27 protein-coding genes are annotated in these 21,748 nt (G+C 44.4%); 6 read left to right on the plus strand and 21 right to left on the minus strand.

All coding sequences use genetic code 11. The annotated features are described in order from the left end of the window. Positions 1 to 40: 40 nt before the first annotated feature. From fabG to CA598_RS26870, 7 genes are all read right to left on the minus strand, one after another. Positions 41 to 790, minus strand: a complete 750-nt coding sequence (gene fabG / locus CA598_RS26840; protein ID WP_094878488.1) for a 3-oxoacyl-[acyl-carrier-protein] reductase — start codon at positions 788 to 790, stop codon at positions 41 to 43. Positions 791 to 842: 52 nt separating this feature from the next. Continuing rightward, on the minus strand, positions 843 to 1,766 hold the full coding sequence (fabD, locus tag CA598_RS26845; RefSeq protein ID WP_094878489.1) for an ACP S-malonyltransferase: 924 nt from the start codon (positions 1,764 to 1,766) through the stop codon (positions 843 to 845). A 37-nt stretch (positions 1,767 to 1,803) separates the two neighbouring features. After that, positions 1,804 to 2,793 (minus strand): beta-ketoacyl-ACP synthase III, encoded by a 990-nt coding sequence (locus CA598_RS26850; protein ID WP_143812457.1) that lies wholly within the window; start codon positions 2,791 to 2,793, stop codon positions 1,804 to 1,806. Positions 2,794 to 2,801: 8 nt separating this feature from the next. Then, positions 2,802 to 3,791: a phosphate acyltransferase PlsX gene (gene plsX / locus CA598_RS26855; RefSeq protein WP_094878491.1), complete on the minus strand. Its 990-nt coding sequence runs from the start codon at positions 3,789 to 3,791 to the stop codon at positions 2,802 to 2,804. Continuing rightward, a complete protein-coding gene (gene fapR, locus CA598_RS26860; protein WP_042127208.1) occupies positions 3,775 to 4,371 on the minus strand; it encodes a transcription factor FapR in 597 nt (198 codons plus the stop codon). Before fapR ends, plsX begins: the two co-directional genes overlap by 17 nt. 422 nt (positions 4,372 to 4,793) lie before the next feature. Continuing rightward, positions 4,794 to 4,967: a 50S ribosomal protein L32 gene (rpmF, locus tag CA598_RS26865; RefSeq protein ID WP_019911234.1), complete on the minus strand. Its 174-nt coding sequence runs from the start codon at positions 4,965 to 4,967 to the stop codon at positions 4,794 to 4,796. Between the two features lie 71 nt (positions 4,968 to 5,038). Then, complete coding sequence (locus tag CA598_RS26870; protein WP_042187699.1) at positions 5,039 to 5,551, minus strand: YceD family protein; 513 nt, start codon at positions 5,549 to 5,551, stop codon at positions 5,039 to 5,041. A 310-nt stretch (positions 5,552 to 5,861) separates the two neighbouring features. On the opposite strand from CA598_RS26870, the gene CA598_RS26875 reads away from it, so the two are divergent. Further along, positions 5,862 to 7,100, plus strand: coding sequence for a nucleotidyltransferase (locus tag CA598_RS26875; RefSeq protein WP_094878492.1), 1,239 nt, complete (start codon positions 5,862 to 5,864; stop codon positions 7,098 to 7,100). Here the strand turns inward: CA598_RS26875 and CA598_RS26880 are convergent. Next, entirely contained in the window at positions 7,090 to 8,127 is a 1,038-nt protein-coding gene (locus CA598_RS26880) for a SepM family pheromone-processing serine protease (RefSeq protein ID WP_094878493.1), read from the minus strand. The two genes, CA598_RS26875 and CA598_RS26880, sit on opposite strands and share 11 nt — an antisense overlap. A 152-nt stretch (positions 8,128 to 8,279) precedes the next feature. Here CA598_RS26880 and CA598_RS26885 point away from each other — a divergent pair, with 152 nt between their 5' ends. After that, on the plus strand, positions 8,280 to 9,506 hold the full coding sequence (locus CA598_RS26885) for a nucleoside recognition domain-containing protein (RefSeq protein ID WP_094878494.1): 1,227 nt from the start codon (positions 8,280 to 8,282) through the stop codon (positions 9,504 to 9,506). Here CA598_RS26885 and coaD read toward each other — a convergent pair. The 8 genes from coaD to CA598_RS26925 form a co-directional block, all read right to left on the minus strand. Then, on the minus strand, positions 9,478 to 9,996 hold the full coding sequence (coaD, locus tag CA598_RS26890) for a pantetheine-phosphate adenylyltransferase (RefSeq protein ID WP_094874348.1): 519 nt from the start codon (positions 9,994 to 9,996) through the stop codon (positions 9,478 to 9,480). The genes CA598_RS26885 and coaD overlap by 29 nt on opposite strands. Beyond that, positions 9,980 to 10,588 (minus strand): 16S rRNA (guanine(966)-N(2))-methyltransferase RsmD, encoded by a 609-nt coding sequence (rsmD, locus tag CA598_RS26895; protein ID WP_094874347.1) that lies wholly within the window; start codon positions 10,586 to 10,588, stop codon positions 9,980 to 9,982. The genes coaD and rsmD overlap by 17 nt, the downstream gene beginning before the upstream one ends. 697 nt (positions 10,589 to 11,285) lie before the next feature. After that, complete coding sequence (locus CA598_RS26900; protein ID WP_094878495.1) at positions 11,286 to 11,744, minus strand: DUF6773 family protein; 459 nt, start codon at positions 11,742 to 11,744, stop codon at positions 11,286 to 11,288. 704 nt (positions 11,745 to 12,448) lie between these two features. Further along, positions 12,449 to 12,553, minus strand: coding sequence for a sporulation protein YjcZ (locus CA598_RS26905; RefSeq protein ID WP_094874345.1), 105 nt, complete (start codon positions 12,551 to 12,553; stop codon positions 12,449 to 12,451). 119 nt (positions 12,554 to 12,672) lie between these two features. Next, positions 12,673 to 13,095, minus strand: coding sequence for a hypothetical protein (locus CA598_RS26910; RefSeq protein ID WP_094874344.1), 423 nt, complete (start codon positions 13,093 to 13,095; stop codon positions 12,673 to 12,675). Between the two features lie 111 nt (positions 13,096 to 13,206). Continuing rightward, on the minus strand, positions 13,207 to 13,491 hold the full coding sequence (locus CA598_RS26915; protein ID WP_094874343.1) for a holin: 285 nt from the start codon (positions 13,489 to 13,491) through the stop codon (positions 13,207 to 13,209). Positions 13,492 to 13,511: 20 nt separating this feature from the next. Then, positions 13,512 to 14,321, minus strand: a complete 810-nt coding sequence (locus CA598_RS26920) for a glycoside hydrolase family 73 protein (protein ID WP_094874342.1) — start codon at positions 14,319 to 14,321, stop codon at positions 13,512 to 13,514. A 579-nt stretch (positions 14,322 to 14,900) separates the two neighbouring features. Next, positions 14,901 to 15,509: a pentapeptide repeat-containing protein gene (locus CA598_RS26925; protein WP_094874341.1), complete on the minus strand. Its 609-nt coding sequence runs from the start codon at positions 15,507 to 15,509 to the stop codon at positions 14,901 to 14,903. Between the two features lie 123 nt (positions 15,510 to 15,632). Between CA598_RS26925 and CA598_RS26930 the strand changes: the two genes are divergently transcribed. Beyond that, positions 15,633 to 16,013, plus strand: a complete 381-nt coding sequence (locus CA598_RS26930; RefSeq protein WP_094874340.1) for a PilZ domain-containing protein — start codon at positions 15,633 to 15,635, stop codon at positions 16,011 to 16,013. 112 nt (positions 16,014 to 16,125) lie between these two features. On the opposite strand, the gene CA598_RS26935 is transcribed toward CA598_RS26930, so the two are convergent. Genes CA598_RS26935 through CA598_RS26955 form a run of 5 tightly spaced genes read right to left on the minus strand, consistent with a single transcriptional unit; the run spans position 16,126 to position 19,633 of the window. Further along, a complete protein-coding gene (locus CA598_RS26935) occupies positions 16,126 to 16,854 on the minus strand; it encodes a hypothetical protein (RefSeq protein ID WP_094878496.1) in 729 nt (242 codons plus the stop codon). Further along, a complete protein-coding gene (locus CA598_RS26940; protein WP_094878497.1) occupies positions 16,848 to 17,549 on the minus strand; it encodes an ABC transporter ATP-binding protein in 702 nt (233 codons plus the stop codon). The genes CA598_RS26935 and CA598_RS26940 overlap by 7 nt, the downstream gene beginning before the upstream one ends. A gap of 11 nt (positions 17,550 to 17,560) precedes the next feature. Further along, entirely contained in the window at positions 17,561 to 17,935 is a 375-nt protein-coding gene (locus CA598_RS26945; RefSeq protein ID WP_094878498.1) for a GntR family transcriptional regulator, read from the minus strand. Positions 17,936 to 17,937: 2 nt separating this feature from the next. Further along, the gene (locus CA598_RS26950; protein WP_094874336.1) at positions 17,938 to 18,684 is read right to left on the minus strand and encodes an ABC transporter permease; all 747 of its coding nucleotides are present in this window, start codon (positions 18,682 to 18,684) and stop codon (positions 17,938 to 17,940) included. Continuing rightward, the gene (locus tag CA598_RS26955) at positions 18,677 to 19,633 is read right to left on the minus strand and encodes an ABC transporter ATP-binding protein (protein ID WP_094878499.1); all 957 of its coding nucleotides are present in this window, start codon (positions 19,631 to 19,633) and stop codon (positions 18,677 to 18,679) included. The genes CA598_RS26950 and CA598_RS26955 overlap by 8 nt, the downstream gene beginning before the upstream one ends. 198 nt (positions 19,634 to 19,831) lie before the next feature. Between CA598_RS26955 and CA598_RS26960 the strand changes: the two genes are divergently transcribed. The 3 genes from CA598_RS26960 (at position 19,832) to CA598_RS26970 (ending at position 21,641) form a co-directional block, all read left to right on the plus strand. Beyond that, on the plus strand, positions 19,832 to 20,203 hold the full coding sequence (locus tag CA598_RS26960) for a hypothetical protein (RefSeq protein ID WP_094874334.1): 372 nt from the start codon (positions 19,832 to 19,834) through the stop codon (positions 20,201 to 20,203). Positions 20,204 to 20,334: 131 nt separating this feature from the next. Then, complete coding sequence (locus tag CA598_RS26965; protein ID WP_094878500.1) at positions 20,335 to 20,706, plus strand: hypothetical protein; 372 nt, start codon at positions 20,335 to 20,337, stop codon at positions 20,704 to 20,706. Positions 20,707 to 20,804: 98 nt separating this feature from the next. Then, complete coding sequence (locus CA598_RS26970; protein WP_094878501.1) at positions 20,805 to 21,641, plus strand: sulfurtransferase; 837 nt, start codon at positions 20,805 to 20,807, stop codon at positions 21,639 to 21,641. Positions 21,642 to 21,748 lie beyond the last annotated feature (107 nt).

Genomic DNA, 21,748 nt, shown 5'->3' on the forward strand with positions numbered 1-21,748 from the left:
TAGTGTGAAACTTATACTTTCTTATATTTTTGACGGAGAGTTACATATACATCCCGCCATCCACGTGTAGTGTCTGGCCGGTCATATAAGCGGCACCTTCAGAAGCCAGGAAAACAACTGCCATAGCTATCTCTTCCGGACGCCCAAGGCGAGCTAGTGGAATGCCCTTCTCTAGCTCACTGCGAACTTCTTCAGAAAGCTCACGCGTCATATCTGTATCGATAAAACCAGGAGCGATACAGTTGACAGTGATGCCCCGCGAGGAGAGCTCACGAGCGGCTGCTTTCGTCAGGCCGATGACACCAGCCTTAGCTGCAGAGTAATTAGCCTGACCAGGGTTACCTGTCACGCCCACAACCGAGGAAATATTAATGATACGACCATAACGTTGTTTCATCATCGGACGTGTAGCTGACTTAAGGCAATTAAACACACCTTTCAGATTCGTCTCGATCACTTGATCGAACTCTTCCTCTTTCATGCGCATAATCAGATTATCCCTGGTAATGCCGGCATTATTGACAACAATGTCAATACGTCCCCAGGTATTAAGAACCTCTTTCACAAGGCTCTCGGCCTGTTCACTATTGCCGACATCTCCCCGGAGCGCAATCCCCTCCGAGCCAAGCTCGGCAATACGAGCCACTGTCTCGTGTGCCGCTGCTTCACTCCCTGCATAGTTCACAGCCACCTTTACGCCGTGTTCTGCAAGTGCAAGCGCGATACTACGACCAATGCCACGTGAGCCGCCAGTTACAAGGGCTGTCTGGCCCCGCAATGCTGAGAACATAGTTTAATCCCCTTTCAATCATGATACTGTTGTCAAAATGTTAAACCATCCCTTACAAAACAGTTTGAACACTTTCAAGTGTATTAATGTTGATTACTTTGACTGTTTTGTCTATTTTGCGGATTAAACCGGCCAGAACACTGCCCGAACCGATCTCAACAAAAGTATCCACACCATCCGCAATCAACCATTCAATACTGTCCTGCCAAAGCACAGGAGAATACACCTGACGAACAAGCAGTTCGCGAATTTCTTCGGGATCTGTTACCGGTGATGCTGTGACATTAACAATGACAGGTACATTTGGAGTGTTGAAGGTTACTTTCTTCAACTCTTCTGCCAAACGATCTGCAGCAGCTCTCATCATTGAAGAGTGAAAAGGTCCACTTACTTCTAGCGGAATTGCCCGCTTGCCACCAGCTTCTTTAACACGCTGCACAACACCATTAACACCTTCCTGAGATCCGGAAACAACGATCTGACCTGGACAGTTAACGTTAGCCAGTTCTACAACACCACTCTCTTCAGAGATAGTTTGGCATAATACTGCCAGCGCTTCACGTTCAGCACCAAGCACTGCCGCCATTGCACCTTGTCCTCCTGGAACAGCTTCTTCCATGAAGCGGCCTCTCAAGCGCACAAGTGTTACAGCATCTTCATATGACAACACACCGGCAGCTACTAGTGCACTGTATTCACCAAGGCTATGACCAGCAACATAATCCGGCTTCATACCCTGCTCACGCAGAGCTTCAAGATAGGCTACGCTTGCTGTAAGAAGCGCTGGTTGCGTGTTTACTGTTTGCTTCAAGTCACTGTCCGGTCCTTCAAAAATCAGCTTGCTCAGTGGAAATCCGAGAACTTCATCCCCTTTCTCGAACACTGCACGGCTGTTTGGAAGAGCATCATAAACATCCTTGCCCATTCCAACTGCTTGCGCTCCCTGACCGGGAAAGACGAATGCAATTTTACTCATAAGTATGAACTCCTTCCCGTATAACGGTCTTAGCTTATTACCAGATCAATACAGATGCGCCCCAAGTCAAGCCGCCGCCGAATCCAACCATCAGGACGGTGTCGCCTTCTTTCATACGTCCTTCTTCCGCCGCTTCAACAAGAGCAAGTGGAATGGAGGCAGCCGAAGTATTGGCATATTTATCAACATTGATCACACATTTTTCTGGTGGCAAATCAAGACGCTGCATAGCGGATTGAATGATACGAATATTCGCTTGGTGAGGTACGAACAAATCAATATCTTCCTTACCCAGACCAGCTTTAGTAAGCACACGTTCTGTAGCTGAGCCCATTACACGAACTGCAAATTTGAATACTTCACGGCCATTCATATAAATGAAATGCTTCTTATCTTCAACGGTTTGCTGAGAGGCAGGTAAGCGCGAACCGCCGGCTTCTAGCTTAAGCAAGTTCCCTCCAGAGCCTTCAGCACCCAGATCAAAGGATTGGAAACCACGACCTTCTGGAACCTCACCAATGATAACTGCACCTGCTCCATCACCAAACAAGACACAAGTATTGCGATCCGTATAATCTGTGATGCGGGATAAAGTATCCGCACCTATAATAAGTGCATTGTTGTACATTCCGTTCTGAATAAAGCCAACCGCAGTAGCTAAGCTGTATACAAAACCAGAGCAGGCTGCTGACAAGTCAAAAGCCGCAGCGCCTTTAGCACCCAGTTTATCCTGCAAAATGCAGGCTGTAGAAGGGAAAGCACTATCAGGTGTTACTGTTGCAATAATAATAAGATCCAAATCTTCGGCTTTCATACCAGCGGAATCAAGTGCCTTGAGTGCTGCTTCATACGCTAGATCAGAAGTTGCCTCGTGAGGTGCAGCAATATGTCTTTCACGGATGCCTGTCCGACTGACGATCCACTCATCGTTAGTCTCCACTATTTTTTCCAGATCGCTATTTGTCAATATTTTCTCAGGTACATATTTCCCAGTTCCTATAACCCCAACCGGTCGCAACTGTCTCATGTCGTCACTCACTTCCCGCTAATTTCCTTGGATATACTTAGCACAAGATCGGCTTGTAGAGCAATCCGCGCTTGTCTTACCGCATTCTTAACTGCATTTCCGTCAGAAGATCCGTGCCCCTTAACTACCAATCCGCTAAGACCGAGTAGCGGTGCACCACCGTGCTCTTTGTAATCCATTTTACCCTTCAGAGCTCTAAGCTCCGGCATCAGCATTGCCGCGCCAAGCTTAGTCTTCAGAGAACGACTAAATTGCTCCTTGAGCAAAGAGAACAAAGCACCCGCCGTACCCTCAAGAGACTTTAGCAAAATATTACCGGCAAATCCATCGCACACAAGCACATCGCAATTCCCTGTCAGTACGTCACGTGCCTCAACATTACCGATAAAATGAATGCCTGGCAAGTTCTCAAGCAGCGGATAAGCTTCTTTCGTCAGTTCGTTACCCTTTCCAGGCTCCGTCCCTACATTCAGAAGTCCCACACGCGGCTTAGCAATACCATGAACCTTGCTCCGGTAAATGCTGCCCATCAGCGCATATTGTACCAGATGCTCAGGCTTCGCATCCATATTAGCCCCAAGATCAAGAGCCAATACGCCAACATCGTCAAGCGTCGGAATCATAGGCGCAAGTGCAGGACGTTCAATCCCCTGCATCCGGCCAACTACGAGGAGTCCTGTGGTCATTAGCGCACCCGTGTTACCCGACGAAATCATAGCATCCGCTTCACCTTCACGCACCATTCGTCCAGCTACAACCATGGATGAGTCTTTTTTACGACGAACGGCCTTAACTGGCTCTTCATCAGAACCAATAACGTCTCCCGCATGACGTATTGTCAGATTAGACGGCTTGTCTTTGAGTAGTGGCTCTAATCTGGCTTCGTCACCAACGAGCACAATCTGCGTATCTTTCCATTCCGCGGCCGCGGACAACGCCCCCTCGACATTACATTCAGGAGCGTTGTCCCCGCCCATGGCATCAATGGCGATCAGCACTATGGTTACCCCCTTCACTGTGTTCATCATTTGCAGACCGATACACTATAAAATGGCCCTGAAACACTAGTTCTTCTCCGACATAGGTGAATACGTCCACCTCTGCTTTGCCACCCCTACCGGCAAGTGACCGCACCTGTGCTTTGGCAATACACTTCTCACCTAGCTGAACTGTGCGTACAAAACGTATATCGGCTGAAGCGGTCAGAGCAATCTCGTCGTTGATTACGGCAACCGCAAGCGAGTTCGCTTGAGCAAACACATAGTGACCACGAGCGATCCCATTTCTAGAGAACACATGGTCTTCGCGAATCTCAAATATCGAAATCCCACTCTTGTCCAGTTGTAAATCCACAATGTCTCCGATGACTTCATCCGCAGGCAAAGAGCGCACCTGATCATAGGAGTGCTCTGCCATTTGCTTCATTCGTTCACGCAGTTCCGGTATCCCCAGTTCCATTCGGTCTAACCGAATCGTCTGAATGCTAACTTTTAGCTGACGAGTCAATTCCCGATCCGTTACAAAAGGATTACCTGCGATTATATGTAGCAGCTGTTGCTGACGTTCTTTCTTGGACATCCGCTCGATTGCGGCTCACCTCCTGGCACGTGCCAAGCATAAACGCCTTCGGTATCCTTATGGACGATAAGCGTTTAAGCGAGAAATATAAGACATCAAGTATAGGTGCATAACTTATACTTTCTTATATTTTAAAGAAAGCATTCGGCCGCTTGAATGGCCGCTGTTATATTAGGTCAAATAATCACAATCATTATTTAGAACCAGGTACTAATATGTAGTATAAAGCATGCCGCACCAAAAATAAAGCATTGACTTCTGGGCGGCTTATGTTTGAATAAGCACAAACGCCTTCGGCATCCTAATAGACGGTAAGCGTTTGTGCGAAAATATAAGGATAATGTATAGCTTGAAACTTATATATTCTTATATTTCAAAAAAAATAGTACCTCACCGATAGTGAAGTACTACTTATTCCAAAACTATTGTTTGATGATTTCTCTTGCTTTGTAAGTTCCGCAAACTTTACATACGTGGTGAGCCAATTTCAACTCTCCGCATTGTTCGCATTTCACCATGCCCGGCACAACCAACTTAAAGTGGGTGCGACGTTTGTCACGGCGTGTCTTAGACGTTCTACGTTGTGGTACTGCCATGTATTCCACCTCCTTGTGATATTTCTGTCAGCCTGCTCCTCTAGAAGCAGAATGTGTTTTGTTGTAATGTTTCATTTGAAAAAGTCTTTCAACCCAGCGAGTCGAGGATCGATCACTGTGTTGTCGCAACTGCAGGTGCCTTCGTTCAAGTTCTGTCCGCATTTCTGACAAAGACCAAGACAGTCTGCCTTGCACAATACCGAATCCGGTAAGTGCAGTACGAAATTTTCTTCCACATAAGGAATAAGATCCACAACCTCATCCTTGACGTAAATGAGTTCCTCATCTTCGTCATCATCTGGAAGAACTGGCTGCTTAAGCCACTTGAAAGTCTCAGCAAAAGGAATGTTCAAATCACTTTTGACCTCCGTGAGACAACGTGAACATAACATGTCCACATCTCCACTCAGTTTTCCCACCACGTTCACACAATCGGTTCCCGCGGGCAGCGCTTTAAGGTCCACTGAGAGCGGAGCAACAGCTAGAATATCCTTGCGCCCTTTGACTACCTCGCTGACATCCACAACATCGTGAATATGTAACGGTTCGTCGGCATTCGCTAATTTGCGAAAGTGAATCTGCATAACTTATCACTCCCAAACAAACAAAATTTATTATACCTAGTATTATATACCTTTGTCAACCATTTTCCCTTTATATTGTTTCAGAAATTGGAGAGAATTATGATATAACTATTAGTGTAAATCAAAATGACAGCTTATGCGAACAGAGTTCCTAAAATTTATTCTTACTAATCTCTACAAGCATAAACGATTTTGACATCTTCATAAGGTTGATAAGCGTTTAAGCGTGAAATAAAAGACATAAAGGTTAGGTGCATAACTTCTACCTTCTTAAATTTTAAAAATGGTTACCTGCGGGAGGAAAGCAGTAATGACAACGGTTGGAATAATAGCAGAATACAATCCATTACATAACGGACATGTCCATCACTTTACCGAAGCCAAAAGACTATCAGGCGCTGATCGCGCCATCGTCGTCATGAGTGGCCCCTTTACTCAGCGCGGCGAGCCGGCGGCGGTAAGCAAGCAAGCCCGGACAGAGATGGCGCTACGAATGGGCGCCGACCTCGTCATTGAGCTGCCGGTCGCCTATGCTGTACAGCCGGCAGAATGGTTCGCCTTCGGAGCAGTTGCACTGCTGGAAGCGACCGGGGTCGTGGACAGCTTGTGCTTCGGCTCCGAAGCCGGCACTTTGGGTTCGCTGCTTCCTCTGGCCAAGTATTTGGCAGAGGAAAGCAGCGAACTTCAGAGCGAGATCCGCCGCCGTATGGCGCTCGGAGCGAGCTTCCCCGCCGCGTACAGCGCAGCGGCGGCGGTGGCCTTTGAAGGGACTCTCCATGAAGAGGAGAGTCCTGGCGATGCCGGCAAGCTGCTGCGCCAGCCGAATAACAGCCTTGGCTTGCATTATCTCATCGCCTTGCAGCGGCTAAATAGCAAGATCGAGCCGCTAACCGTTCCGCGAACGGCAGCCGGATTCCATGATCCTTTGCAGGTTGGCTCATCGATCGCAAGCGCCACTGCTATTCGCAAGCTGCTGCAAGAAGGCGGCTCTCCAGCAGCATACATGCCGGAATATAGCGTGTCCATATTAGAAAGAGAGCATGCAGCAGGTAGAGGTCCTCTGGAATTGGAGCATTTCCGAGGTCCCCTCCGTCACCTGCTCTCTACACGTACCGCTGCCGAGCTACGAACCATCCAAGACATGAATGAAGGCTTGGAGAATAGAATCCTTCGTCTTATGCCCGATCTTGAGCAATTCTCTATCTCAGGTTTGCTTCAAGCCCTTAAGAGCAAGCGTTATACGCATACACGACTGCAACGTCTTCTGCTACACATTTTGCTAAATCATACAAAGGAAGAAATGACCCCTTCTGTACTGGCAGAGGGGCCCGGGTATATTCGAATCCTTGGTTTTAGAGAAAGTGGACGAGCTCTACTTAAAGAGATGAAACAAAAAGCAACCTTACCCATCGTCATGCGGCCGTCACTGTGCTCCCATCCACAACTTGAGCGAGACCTTCAAGCCGCATCTGCTTTCGCAGGAGCTTTTCGAGAACCTCACAGAACCGATATGTATCGCGATTATTTGGAACCTCCGGTCATGGTTTGACCGGTAGTTCCTCCATATACTTCAGTGCTTCATCCAGTGTCGATACGGGTACCAACTTCATCGATGTGCCGATTTTATCAGCTTTCGTTTTGGCTTCGTCGTAATTCTTAACAGGAACGAAAAAAATCTCCGCCCCTTCTCGATCTGCAGCAACAATCTTATGCTTCACTCCACCGATAGCCCCTACCACACCCTCAGCGTCGATCGTGCCCGTTCCTGCAACCCTATGACCTTTGGTTAAATCACCAGGCGTAAGCCGGTTGTAAATCTCCATAGTGAACATCAGACCTGCAGAAGGACCACCAACATTCGTATCCACAAAGCTGACCGCTTTGCCTTTCTCTTTAGGTTTTACCTTTTGAACTGCGGCTATAGTGACACCAAAACCAGGTCGAACTGCAGTACCTTCTTTATCTTTGATCTCGACTAGTGTCACTTGCTCCTTTACTTCCTTACCGTTTCTTTGTAAAACAACGACGACCTGATCACCGATTTTTTTAGTTGAAAGCAACGTGGCTAGAGCTTCTGGATCCGGTACCTTCTGTCCTTCAACACTAATGATTCTGTCACCCGGCTGGAATTGCCCTTTATTACTTGCTACTGGCACCGAAAAAACATACAAATAATCCACTACATCCTCATACGGAATCCCTGCAGCATGATAGGCCGCCTGAACGGAGTAGGATTGCGAGCTGTTCATATAAAAAACCTGCTCCGCAGCATACTCATCTTCAGACTTATCTCCTAATCGTGTTTCTTTCCGGACAACCTCTGAATTGGAGTTAAATACAGAGGCGACCAGCAACGCCACATTAGCGTAACTAGCAGATACTGTAGTCATCATGAAGGTTCCTTCTTCAGCTGGATCAGCATTCTCCACTTTAATCATAGGGGCAACTTCAGATGCACTACCCGGTTGATATACAATGTACGGGGTGTTCATAAAAACAAATACATACACGATAACTACTAACGTAAAGAGATAAGCTGTGGCACGGAATCCCGGCCGATGCTTCAACTGCTTCACTACTCTTCCCTTCTTTCCCACGGCACATTTAGGATATGAATGTTTGAACTTCATTACCGCTTCGACTAGTGGTTTGGCATGATGGTTGTCTACTCTGCATAAATTGATAACACATCCGCTATGCCTTAAGTTATGAAGAGGTGATTCTAGAAATGAACAATATTAAAATACGCCGGCTAGCTAGTCGCTCCACACCTTTTTTATCCGGGGTAATCGCAATCCTGTTAGCCATTGCCATCATCATCTCACCAGAAAGCTCTTTCGAGGCTTCTCTCCAAGGGTTAAAGCTCTGGTGGACACTTGTATTCCCTGCACTTCTACCCTTCCTGATGCTGTCTGAGATGCTAACCGCTTCGGGCTTTGTGCATGGTTTCGGAGTGCTCCTGGAACCCTTGATGAAAAAGGTCTTTCGACTGCCTGGCGCGAGCGGTTGGACTTTGGCGCTTGGAATCACCACCGGATTCCCAGGCGGGGCCGGAGGTGTCATGCAGCTTCATAAGCAGGGCAGCATTTCGGACAAGGAAGCAGCTCGTCTCGCCTCACTTACGCATTTCGCCAGTCCAGTAACCTTGCTCATTGTGATTGGTGTAGCTTTCCTACATAGTCCTACAGCAGGTTACTTTCTGCTTGCTATCCATTGGGTTTCAGGACTTCTGGCCAGTTATACAGACGCTCTGTTAAATGGCCGGCTAGACAATCCGCAGCCTACTGTAAAGGAAAGCATGAATACTAAACGACCTTCTTTATATAGTCGTGTCCAACTTGCAGCCACCGAAGCCCGATCAAGAGATGGCCGAAGCTTCGGTAAACTTCTTGGGGAGTCAGTAGCTACAGCGGTGCAAAATTTGATGGTTGTGGGCGGTTACATGATTATGTTCGCCGTGGTCATCAATATCATTACTACGGCACTTCCTGCTTTGCCAGCCGCTCTGCCAGCAAGCTTGCTCGAGATTCATTTAGGAGCAGACGCTATAAGCAAAGGACTTTCGAGCATCGGAGCCGGCTCTTCAGGAGTACTAGCCTTGGCCTTACTCTCTGCTGCACTAGGCTGGAGCGGGCTCTGCGCACAGCTACAGGTGCTGACGTTGCTTAAACAAGCAAATGTCCGATTCCTGCCCTATGCTGTCGTTCGCCTGATGCATTGCGTTTATGCTTTTTTATTAACACTGCTATTATGGAAACCACTTTTGGTAATAAGTGAAGCTGCTTTGCCTGCGCTCGCGGATTCACAGTCCATACCAAACAGAACCATTAATGTAACTGCCATATGGAGCTCTTTTCCACAGTTGCTTAGTTTGCAATCTCTTCTACTTATCATCTTACTGGCATTATCCGCAGTGATATATCTTGTTAGTGCTTTTCGTCATCGACTCGATTAAATTTAAGCTTCATCGCCTGTTCCACCTCAGGTGTCACGAAGTCGGACACATTCCCACCAAAATGGGCAATTTCTTTTACAACGCTGGAGCTTAAATAGGAATATTTCGGATTAGTCATCATAAAGATCGTTTCCGCATCCGGATCCAGACTATGGTTGATGGATGCATTTTGAAGTTCATATTCAAAGTCAGTTACGGTACGAATACCACGTACTATGACTTGAGCATCTTTTTGACGAACATAATTGACTAGCAGATCCCGAAAGCTGTCGATTTCCACATTGGGAATATCAGCTGTTGCCTGTCTTAAAAGCTCTGTCCGCTCTTCTACTGTAAATAGCGGGTTCTTACTCAAATTATTAAGCACCGTTACGATCAAACGGTCGAATTGCTTGGATGCGCGCCGAATAATATCCATATGTCCCATAGTCACTGGATCAAAGGTGCCTGGATAGATGGCGACACGTTCTTTTCTAATTTGCTGACTCATTCTCTACCTCCTCACCAGTCTCACTTTCCACTGAAGGATTAGCTTCATACTGATAAATAGAAATTGTCGTTTCTCCGTATACGGCCTGACGCAACCTATAAAATCCCGGGATATCCTCAGGATAGGCATAACTTGATTCATGCTCCAGAACAATGATTGCGTCCTCTTCCAGCATTCCTTTTTCTACCATAGACAGCATCAGCTCATCTCCGTGCTTCAATCGGTACGGAGGATCTAGAAAGACTAAATCAAAAACACGTCCCCGCTTCTCCAATGCACTGAGCGCTCTTCCTGCTTCATTTCGGTACACTTGCGCACTTGCTTCAAGATTAGTCGCTTTCAAATTGGCACGAATTGTGTCAATACTCTTAGGATCCATATCTACAAATACGGCGCTTTCCATCCCTCTGCTTAAAGCTTCGATACCCAAACCACCCGTACCTGCGAACAAGTCCAGCACCGCTCCACCTTCAAAATATGGACCGATCATACTGAATACAGCTTCCTTCACCTTATCGGTTGTAGGTCTTGTTCCGCTTCCCGGTACACTTTTTAGTGGTCTTCCTTTTGCACTTCCCGATACCACTCTCACCGTCAATCACCCGCTCTATGTCTCTGTTTGTTATACCCAAAAGGGCATAAGTCCACGCCTATCGTAACACATTTGCGCGATGAAATAAAAAATTTGTCTAGATATGAAAAATGGAAATATCAAGACTATTCCGATAAATAAGCCTTCCTTATGTATAAGACTGGGCTTCCAGGGACATCATGTAATTATCGACACCACAAATGTCGTAGACAACCGCGGAGCAGGCTTACGTTTCCCCATAAGCTCTTCGTCCGGTTTCTCCTCTCCCATGAAAGGGGCCCTAGAGATAGGGCCCCGAATTTATGTTTAAAGACTTTATATAATCGCGAAACTATTTCTGGTTGTTTCTACTCTTGCCTATCTTAAGTTGGAGATCAATGGCTTATTTTTGTAGATGTCTCGTAATGAATAATCCTAATAAATGGATCAGTATTCCAACAGAAAACACAATTAGAGCTGTGGGAATACCTCCTAATCTAAGAGGAATTATCAAAACAGATAATCCTATCGTAATTCGACCTAGTAGATGAATGTATTTGAGCATTTTAAATTCAAGCCTCCTATACTTTACACCAACCGAGTGAGCTAGCCAGTAGTTATATGTTGATCATCTACTATCCAAGCAATAGTTTAAAATAGAACGAACTTTTAAAAACAGACTAAGAAAGAACATCGTGCTCTAAGACCTTTTATGTCATCAGCATTCCATATCTTCATCACTACTTATTTCATCATCAATTTGCCTCTGTCTTTTTTTGTTTATATTCCGTAATACAAGATGTGTAAGAAAATGAATAATCGTGACAGCAACAAAGATTAAAGTCATATTCCACACTTTTCTTTCTCCCGCCAAAATTATAAGAAGCGAAACACAAATCCCGCCGGAAATAATACTGTTAGTGAGCAGCTTTTTGTTGGTTTGATTTGGGGGATCCCAAATATAAACACCCACTGACAAGTTTCGTATCGTTATATATATTCCACTACCAATCAAACAGAAAAACTCGACTGCAAATTGCGCAAACGGAGCATTCATTATGAATTGTTGAATCAGTACTGAAATCATCAAACAATATACTAATATTTGATAAGCATCACTTTGAGTCATTCTTCTTTGCGATACAATTCGTTCATCATTAATTTTACTTTTTTTCATTATTATCCCTCCCATATCCCCAATTATAATATATTTATTACATAATGCAATTTATATATTGCATTTATTTGTGAATAAAAAGCAAACTCACACTATAAGTTTGCTAAAGGGTATGTCAAACACAAAGGACTGCCCTTTCGGCCGGCAGCCCTTAAATAGACACTCACTTCACGAATTTCCCAATAAGCTCTGGAACTACGCTCTCATATTGAACCGGATCCATGCGGAAAGCTTCCCATGACCGTAGCTCCCCCATGGACACACCATGAAGAATCACTTATGTGTTCTGGCCATTCGCTTCCAAGACGCGCTGAACCCCCTTCAAATAACCCTTGCACTCCAGCCAACCCAACCCGAATATAATTACCACTGCTGTCACCATGTCCTCTAGCATCAGGCAGCAATATCTTATATTCTAGTCTTACGTATTACATTCTGGCATATCCGCTCATTTGAGTCGCATTTCCAGCATAACCATGCGCAATAATTACCGTCTTATCGGTGTGCTCAGGAGCTGCTATGTAGTACCTTCAGTATCTTTAGATTGTTCCACTTCCAGACTTGATTGAGGCACGTGCAATAGCGACATGATGGAAATAAAAGCTTCCAGCTGTTACGACAATGATTAATAGCACAATCAACATAACACGATAAAAAAAAGCCCACTTCCAGCACTAATGCTAGAAGCAGACTATTTCATATCTCTAGAATATACATGCGCTCGTAATAATTACTAACAAGATGAACAACACTAAGATTGCGCCTGTATTAGTAAAAGCGCCACCAACCCCACCAAATTCTGCACCCATGAGAAGACCTCCTCCGTATTTTAGAATACACCACAGGATATGTATTAATCCTCCAAGAAGATTGGGCGAACGGTTAAAAATAAAACCCCGCAAACTGCGCGAGGTTAGTGTAAAGATGTCTAATCAGAAACTAATATACCGTCAAAGCTTTCCGGACCCACACGAACTGTGCCGAGAAGATTAGATGAAACAAATGCTGTATAAGTGAGTTGAGGTGTAATTGCAGGTAAGAAATCGTCTGCTGAAAAGGTTATGACTTGCGGAGCCAATATACTTAGACCAAAAGTTGAAGTAGCAGAATATATAAGCGGATCGGTTGGTAAAGTTCCCCTTACAATAGTAATTGTGATTCCAACTAAAGCTAAAGGAAGAGTTACAGAGATCGTTCCTTTAAGCAACACACGCGGATTTGTAGTCACTCCAGCAGTTATCAGCCCAATCTGCCCAAAAAGCTGTGGTGTATTAAGAACAGTTATAGGAATAGCTATAGAGTTGGCGAGACTGGCATTTTGCGACGTTCTTCCATCAAGATAAGTTCCCATCGTTGCACCCCCTTTATGATTGACATAAGATAATATATTAGGGTTCTCGATAGATTGCATAGTCACAATACCTGTATAAAACGATTGTTTTATAAAACTGATAGGCCGAGTCTATTTATCATCTGCTTTGGTTCCATCCCTTTTGTTAAAAGCAAGCTCAAATAAACCCGTCGCCGAAAGTCCTGCTAGCCCTCCAGCCCATAGCCGCAGGATCAGATTCATATCAGTGAACGGATAGGCCACTGCTCCAACCAGCAAGCCAATAGCTAATCCAACTACCGGTACAATATTCCGCGGAAGTTGCACGCTATTCTTCACAAGTTGTACAAGTGCCATTACAAAAACAGCCAGCACGGAAGCAAAGGCAAGCACACTGTTGAGAGCATCATTATACATGGTGTTTAATCCTCCTTATTTCATTTTCCACTACCAGGAGCAAGTAAGCCTGCACGGTTCAGCACGGTTATTATGCGATAGAAGTCATAACTGCCACCTGACGGTGTATCCAGCAGCCCTGCAGCACTCGCTGCTTTTACTGCCGCTTCAGCCCAAGGGGGTACATTCATCACTGCTCGGCCTTCGATTAAAGTCACACGATCCGATAGCTTAGTAATCGACTGACCTTGTTCCTGCATACCTGTTTTTAGCGTATCCTTGCTATCCGTAAGGCTCACAATAAGAGCACGCAATTCCTTTATTTCCGTTTCCAGACTAACCAGCCTTTGTTTATCCTCTGCCGACATTTCGTCATCACCTTCCTTGGCTTCATCATCATATTTATACAGATTGTAGGTATTCATGATTTGGATTAGCTTTGCTGCATAGTTTGGGTCGGTAGCATAACCAGCGGCAGCAATCTCTTGTGCGGCTACCTTCCCACTAGCACCAAGCACCTTGCTGTAAAGATTGCGATTCCACGAAACCCCATTCACAATCAACGCGGAATGATCCGCAACAGATTCTCCCCAGTTGTTATAGGCCCGAAAAAGAGCTTCTACTTTAACAGCTTTACCATTAACATATTCAGTAGTTTGCACAGTAATACTACCGGCTGGTCCGCTGCCTTTAATCCCAAACAAATTGTTGGCCTTAACCGTCAATCCGCTGCTGCCAAAGCCCGATTCCAGCGCCGCTTGAGCTATCGTTAGCGATGCCGGAACCTTGCTGATCTGCATGTCCTTCACAGCAAAATTTGCGATTTTCGCAATAAACTCGGTCTCCGTCATTTCATCACTTCCTCTCCTTTTATTAAATGCTGAGCATAATGAAATGCTTGTGCATATCCCTACTAATAGAGCGTCTTTGCTAGATTCCAATCAAAAAAAACGTCAAAAAACGCGCCCAAAGAGCGCGTGTGAATATTTTACAATTCGAATGTAAAATAAGTAACGGAAAAGAAATAAATGAAGCATGCAACCCACATAGGGCTATTGGTCCTGCTCACATGAGCATTTTTCTTCTCGTAGATTCATAATATGTAATTATAAGTAAAATTGTCTTGAAGTTTCATTAAAACTAGCGTAACATATAGTATTAATTGACTATATAGGAGGGTCTAATAGACTATGCCTTCATATTACTTTAGAGAACTATGGACACCCTTACGCTGGGTAGGCATTAAATTTTTCCGTGATGACGAAGGTTTTCTTTGGATTAAATGGTGGGCCAAACCCAGAAAAAGACTGCGTTAACCGTTAAGCAAGCAAATATACATAAGAAGTTTCATACCATGTACATATGTATTTCTTGATAACAATCTAAAGGGGCATCAACCGCTACAACAGTAGCAGCTGATGCCCCTATTCCTAGTTACCTACCTTAGCCCCAAAAGAGCGTGCTAACAGTACAGCCTGATCTATATCCATACGAACTCCCCGTAGATCCAAACTCTTTAAATCAATGCCCTCAACCATAGCATCCCGAAGGTCAGCCCCCTTAAGCTTGCATTGAGACAATTGTACGCGGCTGAGATCAGCCCCTCGAAGATCACTTTTTTGCAAATCACAACCCATTAGATCCGCTTCTATAAATCGAATTCCACGCAGATCCTGTCTACTAAGATTGGTATGTCTTAGGTTCGTGTAGGACCAGTCCCCGCCGATAAGTGTGATCCCGTCTAAATAAGCATTTGAGAAATCAGAACCTACCATTTTACAATCTTCAAATTTCGATACGAACAAATTCGCACCTGTGAACTTACAGTTAGTAAAAGCCGAGCCTTTATGATGTGATGCATTGAGCATGGCTCCAGTAAAATCGCAATCTATAAATCGGCAGCCGATGGAAGTCATCTCTTCCATAGAGCTGCCTTTGAAGGAACACTGCTCAAATGTACAGTTATTTAGTTCCCCATCCTGCAGGCTTCCTTGGTCAAAATTGTGTTTTTGGAACGTTTCATTCAGGTATTGGTACATATTGAGTCTCATCACCTTCATTAGTATTAAATAAATTTATTCTTATTAAAAATAGCACTTTAGTAGATTGTTCTCAACAATCCCTTTCGATATAATAGCAAATAAACGATAGGGAGGTAAATTATGGATGTGTCCAGCAGGAAAGAACCATTCCGTTATGTAATGAACCAGCCGCTTGAATGCTGGATTGAAGTTCCTATGAGTAGCAGCGGCCCGGGTGCCGGTAAGTTAACAGAAGCTGTGTTGCTCGATCTTAGCCGATCTGGCTGCAAAGTGCGCACCCCCCTGAATCTTCGATTCACGGCGGGCGATACAAAGCTAGTGATTCATCTTCAATTAAACGAAGAAAAGCTTCAACTCGTGGGCAGCGTCCGTTGGGGCTGGATGTTTGGACTCGGCCAATACCAATATGGCGTTAAACTTAAATTGAACGAGGACGAAGAGGAACTGCTACATAGAGAACTCGATATATGGACAGCCTCTCTAAATGTAGAGGGCCTGTAGAATTCTACATAACAGATGCCCTTCTTATAGAAAGGCGTCTTTTTTTTGCATAAAAACGAAGACAAAGCTAATCGCTTTGCCTCCGTTCTAAAAAACGTTATTTCACCGTGGCCTAAGACTCGACTCTTTTTTTAACGAGCTTAACTATAGCAAATACTAGTATCGCAATAATCACAGCTTCGAACAGGGTAGGAAGTAAGCCAAGAACATACTGAGAGGTCTCAATATTATTTATTTTAGCGGCCTCATCCGTCACTTCAAATCGAAAAGCTCTTTCCAAAGTGATATTTTCATGATCGAACATCAATGTTTCTAATAAAGAAATTATATACTGTATTACAAAAAAAACGGCTATCCCAATCCATACTCTTCCTTTCACTCTCACACTCATTGCAACGGTCATGGAGAACATCACGAGCAACATAGAGTAGGCGGAAGCCCAAAAGACTATTAGCACTGTATATGCGGAAATCTGCCAAAATTTTTCTGGTAAAAACGAAGTTGAAAACATCATAATATCTACTGCTAAATGAATATAAGCGACTAGAAATAAAGCGAGTAACGACCCTAAAAACAGCATTAACGGTGAGAGAACGGTATACAGGACTGGTACTGGCACAAGCCTCCGATTGAATAATCTCAGGTTCTGACCGAAAGTGCGCAGACTAAAAAAGAGAAGCACTACACCTGCTACGGCATAGGAAGTGATGTTCATCATGAACATGTCTTGATCAGAATGAACCGTAAATCCTATCACAAACTGCACAAGAATGGTGATTACAAAAACAGCAAGAAACTTATCCCTATCCCGTCTAAAATCATACTTCACTAGCTTTAGCATTCTGCGTACACCTCTCTGAACAGTTCGTCTATGCTTTTACCTTGGCGCAGCCGGATATCCTCTACCGCCGTATGCATCACAATTTCTCCCTCTTTTATAAAAATCACATCATCAAAGATCCGCTCGATATCCGATACTAAATGAGTAGAAAGGAGAATGGTGCTGTCCTCTTCATAAAACTCTACTAACGCGTTAAGAATTTTAGTTCTAGCTACTGGATCAACACCACCGATGGGCTCATCCAGTAAATACAGACTAGCTCGGCGTGATAAAGCAAGTGTAAGCTGTAGACGTTCATTCATCCCTTTGGACAAATCCTTCACCTTATCTTGAGCTCTTAGCTTCATAAACTCCAACATTCGAGAAGCCTTAGTCTGATCAAAATCCGGATAGAAATCACTTTGGAACTTTAGAGCATCCTTAACATTCATCCAGGATTCTGTAAGCGGCTTATCGGGCATAAATGACACTACTGCTTGACTATCTATGCCTACAGCCCCTCCAATAATGGATACACGACCGGAAGTAGGCTGTGTCAGCCCGGCGATGATTTTCATAAGTGTACTTTTACCGCTGCCGTTACTGCCCAGCAGTCCCGTGATCTTACCCGCATTCAGATTAAAGGATACTCCGCGGAGGGCGTGCTTTGATCTATATTTTTTTACAACGTCATAAACCTCAAGTATATTTTCCAACCTGCTCCCCCCTATTCTCCATCCTTGTTTCGGATACTCTCTGCTACTGCCGCTAAAATATCTTCACCTTGAAAACCAAGGTCCTGCATGCCGCGAATGAAACGATCTAGTACATCCTTTGCCATTTCTTTTTTGATGGTCAAAATCGTACCTTCATTATTAGTGACGTATCTTCCCATTCCACGCCGGGTCTCCACGATTTCTTCACGCTCCAGTTCCTGAAAGGTTCTTTGTACTGTATTCGGATTAATCTGCAGGTCACTGGCAAGCTCTCGTACCGAGAGAATTTTATCTCCTGGTTTTAACTTACCTGTGACGATTTCTCCTTTGATGTAATTCATGATCTGAATATAAATCGGCAGGTTGTTATCGAATTCGATTGTCATGATTAAGCAACATCCCTTCGTCTAAAGACGGAGAAGCCTATGAGTAGAAAGACAGCTGTGTATAAAACTAGCATTGCTATGGAAAAGGTCAGCGTCATTCCAGGCATAGGTGCTCCTCCACCTTCATAAGCAGCTAAATTTAGGTTGGGGAATAATACATATTTATAAAATTCACGAAAAATAACCAATTTGTCTATCATCAGCATAAACATTGTAGCACCAATTGTAACACCCGTAGATGTTGTCAAAATCCCGATCATAAAAGCTAGTGTTGTATATACAACTGTACTAACTGAGTTATACATTAAACTGGTTAACATCTCACGGATACCAGCCTCACCACCACTCAAGCCAAACCATAAAGCTCCTGATGCAAAAACCGCCAACATGCCGACAACTGCCACTGAGAACGCGTAAATCAACACTACAGCATATTTGGACGCAAGTATTGCTGTACGACTTCTCGCACGGATTAGAAGGAATTTGATGGTGCCCTGACTATATTCTTTTGAGACAATACCCGCTGTTCCGATGATTGCGAGAATGGTAATCACTTGCCCAATTCCTTGGGAAAGCAGCATCATTGCTGAAAAATCATAAGCTGATCCAAACAGATCAGGTGAGACAGAATGAACAATGTAACCTAACAGCAGGGATAACAGAATTAATATCAGATAAGGCACAAAAAACGTGCGTTTCTTCGAGAGCTTGAGCCATTCATTAACCACCAAATTATTAAAACTACGCAATGCGGTTCCCTCCTGTCCATTTCAAGAAATCTTCTTCTAAGCTTTGTTTATTCTCTGTAATCCGGAAAATACCTACCCCTTTATCACTAAAAGCAGACACTAGCTCTGGCACTCTACTGTCATGCAGACTTACTGTCACCTCAGAACGAGTACTGTCCATAGTTAATAGTTCTGCGTATTCTAACCTCCCCAAGAGGATTATTGCGGATTCAACTGAGGCTACGCGAATCGTTAGCTTCACTTCTGCAGCTGTCTCCTGCTCCCCACCAATCGCTGTAACGGTCACCAATTTGCCGTTCTGAATCACGATGGCACGATGGCATATTTGTTCGATTTCAGTCAGCAGGTGGCTGGAGATTAGAATGGAAATCCCTTCAACATCTGCGATTCTACGCATATAATCACGCATTTCTCGTATTCCTGCTGGATCAAGACCATTCGTAGGTTCATCTAGAATCAATAATTTTGGTCGGTTCAGTAATGCCTGAGCAATCCCAAGACGTTGACGCATACCCAGCGAATAGGCCTTCACTTTCTTATTCATTGCTTCCTGAAGTCCTACCAATTCTACAACCTCATCAATTCTGCCAGCTTCAATATTATCTGTCATTCTCTGGTATTGCTTTAGATTATCAAGCCCTGTCATATACGGATAGAACTCTGGATTCTCAATAATTGCTCCAATATGTCCAATAGCTTTATTAAAATCATTCTTAACACTGTGACCTTGAACGATCACGTCGCCTTCACTCATCCGTATAAGACCCGTCATCATCCGGATCGTTGTTGTCTTCCCCGCACCATTGGGTCCTAATAGCCCAACAATCTCTCCCTTACGGATATCAAATGTCAGCTTATCCACAATGGATTTCCCTTTAATGATCTTGCTTACCCCATTCATTTGCAGCACGATTGAATCTTGCATGCGTTCGTTACTTTCCTGCTTCATGGTAATCCTCCCTGCCATCTTTTTATTATTGATGAGTTTATTTTAATGTGTCAGTGTTATAGTTGAATAGTACACTAATATATTATTGATGTAAAGCCCGAAATTATAGATTACGCAAAATAAGGGCTTTCTATTAGACTATCTGCCAAACCAAAAATTGAAATGAACATAGATTAGATAACAAAGGAGGAATGACAAATGAAAAAAGAAGTTCATGTATCCCAGACTTACCCACGTTTGACCGTTTACGATGAAGAAAACTTTAGGGGTAGCAGTAGAATCTATACCGGCAACCTTGGCATTCGTAATACGGACAACATTCTAGATGGTATTGAGAGTCTTCGATTCTTCTCTACCAGCAGCAATGCAACATTGGTATTGTTCACCAGAACCCGGTTTAGAGGGAACTTCCGTGTACTTCGTGGAAACCACAGCATCCGTGATTTGGACGATTTCATTTCCGGTAATGATGTGGAATCCATTATTTCAACGAATCAAAGATTAACTCTCGAACAGATTCGCAATATCCGCAGCAGCGGCACTTTGCCTGCAGGATATCGCTTGATCTAACATTTCCATTCAACATGAAAGGAGCAGTCTGGAGCTAGAGCCCAGGTTACTCCTTTTTCCTAAGTTATCTTCTGAGGTCAAATAGTCAGGAGATTTACCTGCTAAGTCAATCCAACAAGGAGAGATAAAATATGGTAACCATAAAAGCAGCGTCCGTAATCTATCCCAGATTAAGAGTATATAGTGAGGAGAACTTTCGTGGACTCCGCAGAACCTATCGCGGCAACCTAGGCATTGCAGATATTGATGCAATCCTTACTGGAATAGAAAGCTTACGCTTTTTCTCCACGAATCCGAACGCTACGCTTGTGCTGTTCGATCGTTCTCGCTTCCGTGACAATTTCGTAATTCTGCGTGGTAACCGCAGCATTCGTGAACTGGATGACTTTCTCCGTAGAGGAGATGTCGAATCGCTCATTTCAAGCAATCAGCGGCTGACTCCAGCGCAGGTTCGCACCATACAGCGCACTGGTAGCTTGCCTTCAGGATATCGTTTAATTTAATCACTTAAGGACGTAGTTAAGCGATAAGCTTAAGGTGCGTCCTCATTTATTTTCCGCTATAATGACTCCATACATATTAATAGAAAGAAGGTATCTTTATGGAACCAATCGTTTCTCCCCGATGGCTGCTTGCTCGGTTATACGAACCTGAACTGGTTATAGTCGATTGCCGTTTTCTACTCACGGATCCGGAAGCTGGGCGTAAAGCCTATACAGAAGATCATATTCCCGGTGCAATCTATTTGCATCTAGAAGAACAACTCTCCGCTCCAGTAAGCGAACACGGTGGACGCCATCCACTGCCCGAGGTCTCCAAGCTTATCACCGTTCTTAGCAAGGTTGGCATTAACAGAGATAGTATAGTTGTAGCTTATGATGATCAAGGTGGTGCCTACGCTTCCCGTCTGTGGTGGATGCTTAAATACTTGGGGCATGAGCGTGTGTTTGTAATGGATGAAGGCTACTCTGCTTGGAAAAATGGTAAGTTCCCCGTTAGTGATCATCAAGCGGTACGTATTCCGAGTCAATATGAAGCTGATGTTCAGAAGAAGATGCTTGTTAGCATGGAAGATGTGCAAAATGTGGTTAACGACGGTGGCGCGCTTTTGATTGATTCCCGCGAGTCCCGTCGTTATGAAGGGCTGGAAGAACCAATTGATCCGAAGGCAGGGCATATTCCTGGGGCGATCAATAAGTTCTGGAAAGAAGTGTTGGATGAGCAAGGGCGCTGGAAATCCACGGAGGTGCTGAAAGAGCATTATGAGGGCATCGATCCTGAGCAAGAGATTATCGTCTACTGCGGTTCAGGCGTAAGCGCCTGCCCAAATGTGCTCGCACTAGGCAAAGCCGGGTATAGGAATGTGAAGTTGTATGCGGGTAGCTGGAGTGACTGGATTAGTTATGAGGAGAATCCAGTGGCTACAGGAGAAGAATAGAATCACAAGAACCCGCGGCGCGGGTTCTTGTGATTCCTGGAAATCAGAGGCCTCATATACCATACTGGAAAAATATCGTGATCGATTTTTCGCATACATCTGCTTTC

This window comes from Paenibacillus sp. VTT E-133291, assembly GCF_002264395.1.
GTDB classification, from domain to species: domain Bacteria; phylum Bacillota; class Bacilli; order Paenibacillales; family Paenibacillaceae; genus Paenibacillus_AQ; species Paenibacillus_AQ nitricinens.

Excerpts from the sequence above, each read along its gene's own strand:
- CA598_RS26870 (WP_042187699.1), bottom strand. The coding sequence starts at position 5,551 with ATGCAGATTCACTTTCGCAAATTAGCGAATGCCGACGAACCGTTACAT.
- coaD (WP_094874348.1), bottom strand. The coding sequence starts at position 9,996 with ATGAGTCAGCAAATTAGAAAAGAACGTGTCGCCATCTATCCAGGCACC.
- CA598_RS26900 (WP_094878495.1), bottom strand. The coding sequence starts at position 11,744 with ATGAAAAAAAGTAAAATTAATGATGAACGAATTGTATCGCAAAGAAGA.
- CA598_RS26905 (WP_094874345.1), bottom strand. The coding sequence starts at position 12,553 with ATGGGTGCAGAATTTGGTGGGGTTGGTGGCGCTTTTACTAATACAGGC.
- CA598_RS26955 (WP_094878499.1), bottom strand. The coding sequence starts at position 19,633 with ATGAAGCAGGAAAGTAACGAACGCATGCAAGATTCAATCGTGCTGCAA.
- fabG (WP_094878488.1), bottom strand. The coding sequence starts at position 790 with ATGTTCTCAGCATTGCGGGGCCAGACAGCCCTTGTAACTGGCGGCTCA.
- CA598_RS26920 (WP_094874342.1), bottom strand. The coding sequence starts at position 14,321 with ATGACGGAGACCGAGTTTATTGCGAAAATCGCAAATTTTGCTGTGAAG.
- CA598_RS26885 (WP_094878494.1), top strand. The coding sequence starts at position 8,280 with ATGAACAATATTAAAATACGCCGGCTAGCTAGTCGCTCCACACCTTTT.
- CA598_RS26930 (WP_094874340.1), top strand. The coding sequence starts at position 15,633 with ATGGATGTGTCCAGCAGGAAAGAACCATTCCGTTATGTAATGAACCAG.
- CA598_RS26850 (WP_143812457.1), bottom strand. The coding sequence starts at position 2,793 with ATGAGACAGTTGCGACCGGTTGGGGTTATAGGAACTGGGAAATATGTA.
- fapR (WP_042127208.1), bottom strand. The coding sequence starts at position 4,371 with ATGTCCAAGAAAGAACGTCAGCAACAGCTGCTACATATAATCGCAGGT.
- CA598_RS26875 (WP_094878492.1), top strand. The coding sequence starts at position 5,862 with ATGACAACGGTTGGAATAATAGCAGAATACAATCCATTACATAACGGA.
- CA598_RS26935 (WP_094878496.1), bottom strand. The coding sequence starts at position 16,854 with ATGCTAAAGCTAGTGAAGTATGATTTTAGACGGGATAGGGATAAGTTT.
- rpmF (WP_019911234.1), bottom strand. The coding sequence starts at position 4,967 with ATGGCAGTACCACAACGTAGAACGTCTAAGACACGCCGTGACAAACGT.
- CA598_RS26945 (WP_094878498.1), bottom strand. The coding sequence starts at position 17,935 with ATGACAATCGAATTCGATAACAACCTGCCGATTTATATTCAGATCATG.
- CA598_RS26910 (WP_094874344.1), bottom strand. The coding sequence starts at position 13,095 with ATGGGAACTTATCTTGATGGAAGAACGTCGCAAAATGCCAGTCTCGCC.
- CA598_RS26960 (WP_094874334.1), top strand. The coding sequence starts at position 19,832 with ATGAAAAAAGAAGTTCATGTATCCCAGACTTACCCACGTTTGACCGTT.
- CA598_RS26970 (WP_094878501.1), top strand. The coding sequence starts at position 20,805 with ATGGAACCAATCGTTTCTCCCCGATGGCTGCTTGCTCGGTTATACGAA.
- CA598_RS26965 (WP_094878500.1), top strand. The coding sequence starts at position 20,335 with ATGGTAACCATAAAAGCAGCGTCCGTAATCTATCCCAGATTAAGAGTA.
- fabD (WP_094878489.1), bottom strand. The coding sequence starts at position 1,766 with ATGAGTAAAATTGCATTCGTCTTTCCCGGTCAGGGAGCGCAAGCAGTT.
- CA598_RS26915 (WP_094874343.1), bottom strand. The coding sequence starts at position 13,491 with ATGTATAATGATGCTCTCAACAGTGTGCTTGCCTTTGCTTCCGTGCTG.
- CA598_RS26925 (WP_094874341.1), bottom strand. The coding sequence starts at position 15,509 with ATGTACCAATACCTGAATGAAACGTTCCAAAAACACAATTTTGACCAA.